Annotated in this window: 5 protein-coding genes and 1 pseudogene; 2 read left to right on the forward strand and 4 right to left on the reverse strand. The window is 39.5% G+C overall.

The window, feature by feature from the left end:
- The 3 genes and pseudogenes from DYY66_RS00890 to hsp20 all read right to left on the reverse strand — a co-directional run.
- A partial coding sequence (locus DYY66_RS00890; protein ID WP_255495949.1) for a CDC48 family AAA ATPase occupies positions 1–1,593 on the reverse strand: 1,593 nt, incomplete at both ends.
- Position 1,594: 1 nt separating this feature from the next.
- Positions 1,595–1,767: pseudogene (locus tag DYY66_RS13605) on the reverse strand (hypothetical protein); the annotation flags it as partial.
- 23 nt (positions 1,768–1,790) lie between these two features.
- Positions 1,791–2,306: an archaeal heat shock protein Hsp20 gene (gene hsp20, locus DYY66_RS00895; RefSeq protein ID WP_255495948.1), complete on the reverse strand. Its 516-nt coding sequence runs from the start codon at positions 2,304–2,306 to the stop codon at positions 1,791–1,793.
- 93 nt (positions 2,307–2,399) lie between these two features.
- On the opposite strand from hsp20, the gene DYY66_RS00900 reads away from it, so the two are divergent.
- Complete coding sequence (locus DYY66_RS00900; protein ID WP_166285400.1) at positions 2,400–3,062, forward strand: ACT domain-containing protein; 663 nt, start codon at positions 2,400–2,402, stop codon at positions 3,060–3,062.
- 6 nt (positions 3,063–3,068) lie between these two features.
- Here DYY66_RS00900 and DYY66_RS00905 read toward each other — a convergent pair whose 3' ends face one another.
- Positions 3,069–3,386, reverse strand: coding sequence for a hypothetical protein (locus DYY66_RS00905; RefSeq protein WP_166285402.1), 318 nt, complete (start codon positions 3,384–3,386; stop codon positions 3,069–3,071).
- A 114-nt stretch (positions 3,387–3,500) separates the two neighbouring features.
- Here DYY66_RS00905 and DYY66_RS00910 point away from each other — a divergent pair.
- A partial coding sequence (locus DYY66_RS00910; RefSeq protein WP_166285404.1) for an FAD-dependent oxidoreductase occupies positions 3,501–3,797 on the forward strand: 297 nt, incomplete at its 3' end.

Raw genomic sequence — 3,797 nt, forward strand, 5'->3', positions numbered from 1 at the left:
GTTGCACCAATTATTAACACATCTTGCAATTCTTGAAGACCGTCTATCTCAGTTAGTAGTTGAGACACTACTCTTTCTGTGACATTAGAGTCAGAACTGCCTGAGCTTCTGCTTGGAGCCAATGAATCAAGCTCGTCAAGAAATATTATGCATGGAGAAGCTTGGCGTGCCTTTCGGAATACTTCACGGACTCCCTTTTCAGATTCACCAACCCATTTTGAGAGCAATTCAGGACCCTTGATACTAATGAAGTTAGATTCTGTTGTGTGTGCAACTGCCTTTGCAATCAATGTTTTTCCAGTACCCGGAGGTCCATAGAGCAAGATTCCTTTTGGTGCTGCAACGTCAGTGTGTTCAAATGCTTCTTTGTGTTTGAGTGGCCACTCTACTGCTTCATAGAGTTCTTCTTTTAGAGATTCTAGGCCACCAACTTGATCCCATGTTACATTTGGCACCTGAACTAGAACTTCTCGTAATGCAGATGGTCTTACTTCTTTTAGTGCATCCTTGAAATCATTTTCGGTAATGATAATTTTTTGAAGAATTTCTGCAGGAATTTTTTCTGCTTCTAGATCCAAGTCAGGTAAAATTCTTCGAAGAGATCTCATGGCAGCTTCTTTTGCAAGTATCTCCAAATCAGCTCCTACAAATCCATGAGTCACTCTTGCAATTTGATCCAAGTTTACTTTTTCTTCAATTGGCATGCCTCGTGTATGGATATTGAGTATCTCTGATCTTCCTTGTTGATCTGGGATTCCAATCTCTATTTCACGATCGAATCTACCTGGTCTTCGTAATGCAGGATCTATCGAGTCTGGTCTGTTAGTTGCAGCAATTACAACTACCTTGCCTCTTGACTTCATTCCATCCATCAAGGTAAGAAGCTGCGATACAATTCTCTTTTCTACCTCTCCTGTTACTTCTTCCCTCTTTGGAGCAATGGAATCAATTTCATCAATGAATATTATGCTTGGAGAATTTTCCTCTGCTTGTTTGAATATATCTCGCAAGCGCTCTTCACTTTCTCCATAGAATTTTCCGATAATTTCAGGACCACTAATAGAGGTAAAGTGAGAATTGGTCTCTCCTGCCACAGCTTTTGCTAGGAGTGTTTTTCCAGTACCTGGTGGTCCATAGAGTAGTACTCCTTTTGGTGCCTCAACTCCAAGTTTTTCAAATAGTTCAGGATGTCGCATAGGAAGCTCCACCATTTCTCGTATCTTTTGGACCTCATTTCTTAGGCCGCCTAGATCATCATAGGTTATCCTTGGAACAGAATTGTCAATTGCCTTGGTCATAGAACCCAGTTTGAACTCAGTCTCCTCTGATACGATAACCGGCTTGGAAGACGGTACTGTACCGCCAACAACAAGTTGTGTTTTTCCGCCCATCTGTGTAGTTACGATTAACGTGTCACCAGTGGTTAGCACGTGACCCATGTAGTATGTCTGCATGTATTCTTGGAGTCCCTCCTCAGCTAGTTTTTCAATAGGTGAGAGTGTTACCTGTTCAGCTTCTAGTGCATCTACTTTTTTTATTATGATCTTTTCTCCTATACCTGCACCAATGTTGTGACGTGTAATTCCATCTATCNTCAGGTGTAGAGCCTGACCAGAGTTTGACATGGCTTTTCCTGTTTCCAACTAGCTCAAGAATTTGTCCGGTCTCCCAGCCATTCTCTTCAACAACTTTTGGATCTACTACAGCTATTCCTTTTCCAACATGTCGTTGTGCTGCCTCTGCAATTTTTAATGTAATTTCGCTCATAATTTTATCACCAAAAAATAGAGTTATTCGACCTGTACCTTCTTACCTTGCGGTCGATCCTCTTCTTTGAGTTTGAACTTTACTTCCAGGATTCCGTTAGCATATGTTGCCTTGACAGAATCTTCGTCAACCTTTTGTTTTATTGGGACTTTGGTCTGGTATTTTTTATCACCATTTTCTGCATCAAGATTTACAGATTTTCCTACGACTTCGATCTTGATGTCTTTCTTTTCTACTCCTGGCATCTCTGCCACAATTTTGAGAACCTTTTCTTTGTTATCTACGATAACATCAATGAATGGTTCTCTTGTCTCTGATTTTTGTAGAAGACCTGGTTGAACATTTCCATATTCTTTGACGACAGGTTTTCCATCAGGTCCTACTGTCAGGGAGTACCCATAGTAGTAAGGACCAAATGTCTGTGTATTCTCAGAGCTGGTAATGTTGTTCCAAATTTCGTCCAGTCCCTTGAAAGGTCGCATTATTTTTTGGAAGATAAGGTCAAACTCGTCCCCATCGTCCATGTCATAGTTATGCATACTATGTAATGCGTATGACATTATATAAGTATTATGAATTAATGGATTATTCCATTACATAAATTAATATAATTACCAATATAACTTACTCTCATGCGAACCCCAAGCCTTTCGGTTCCTGATGCAGTCAGAGAGATAATTACAAAAAATAGAGCCATTTACGACTGCATCAAGATGGGTTTGATCAACTATACATCACTTGCAATAAAACTCCAAGATGAAGTCGAGTCCCTAGTTGGAGGTCCTGTAAACCCCAATACAATTGTGGTTGCAATCAAAAGATACGCAGACTCTTTTGAAAAAAAAGATGACATGCAAAATGTAACAGTACTAAAAAATGCAAGGCTTTCACTTACTGATAGAATTGTAGACGTAAAATTTTCCACAGATGGTTTTGACATGACAGACATTGTTGCTTTGATGGACAGATTCATGAAGATAGATCCAGATTACGAATTTTTCCGTTCTACCAATTCTTTTAGATTCTTGACTGAGGACATTAGTGATGTAAGAAATATTGTAGAATCTTTTTCATCACACAGGAATTTCTTTCAAGATGGGTTGGCAAAGATAACAATACACATTCCCGAATCCGAACACGGTTCTGACGTGGTTTCGTACGTGTCTGAGATTCTACATGATAACGGAATCGAGCTTTTTAATGCGTTTTTCGGACAGGATCACATAGTGGCAGTATTGTATGAAAAAGATGCCGCAAGAGCATATCAAATTTTAAGAAGAGAAGTTTCGCGTTAATATTTTCTAAACGCCAGTAGCCTCTGCTTTTGACATTTCTAGGTAGACCTTGTCTCCTACTGCAAGATTCAGTTCCTTGTATTCGTGCATATCAAGCTTGATCGAGGTGGTAGAACCTGCTTGGCCCATGCCTCCAGAGAGCATTTTGTTGAGGTTTTTCATCATGTCATCCATGTTTGTAAAACCCATTACTCCTCCAGCGCCAAATGGGGACATTGGAGTGCTTTGTTCTCTAAAATCCTTGGATGTAGAAAGTGAGACTACCACATATGGAGCTCCATCTGGTGATGCGTCTATTCGTACAACAATGTATTCTTTCTTCATATCCTAAGTTTCATAAATCAGCATATTTTACCTTTCGCACAAATGTTAAGCTGTATACTCGTGAGAATCATTACTACCCTTTTTTATCTCAGGTTATAACATTAGATCAATACAATGTCAGAAATCAAAAGGATTCTTGTTTTAGGCGGGGGATTTGCAGGTATAGAATGTGTTAGAAAACTGGAATCCTATTTTCCAAATGAAAATGATGTACATATCACCCTGGTAAGTGGGGATAACTTTTTCTTGTTTACACCAATGTTGCCCCAAGTAGCCTCTGGAACTATTGAAACAAGACATATTGTAATTCCAGTTAGAACCCTGCTGAAAAGGACCAAGTTTTATGAGGCTGAAGTCAAAACCATTGACCCCCACGGAAAGACAGTAACTCTTAGCGGTACAAAAGAAAAA

The sequence above is a fragment of the Candidatus Nitrosotalea sp. FS genome, from assembly GCF_011319475.1.
Taxonomy (GTDB): domain Archaea; phylum Thermoproteota; class Nitrososphaeria; order Nitrososphaerales; family Nitrosopumilaceae; genus Nitrosotalea.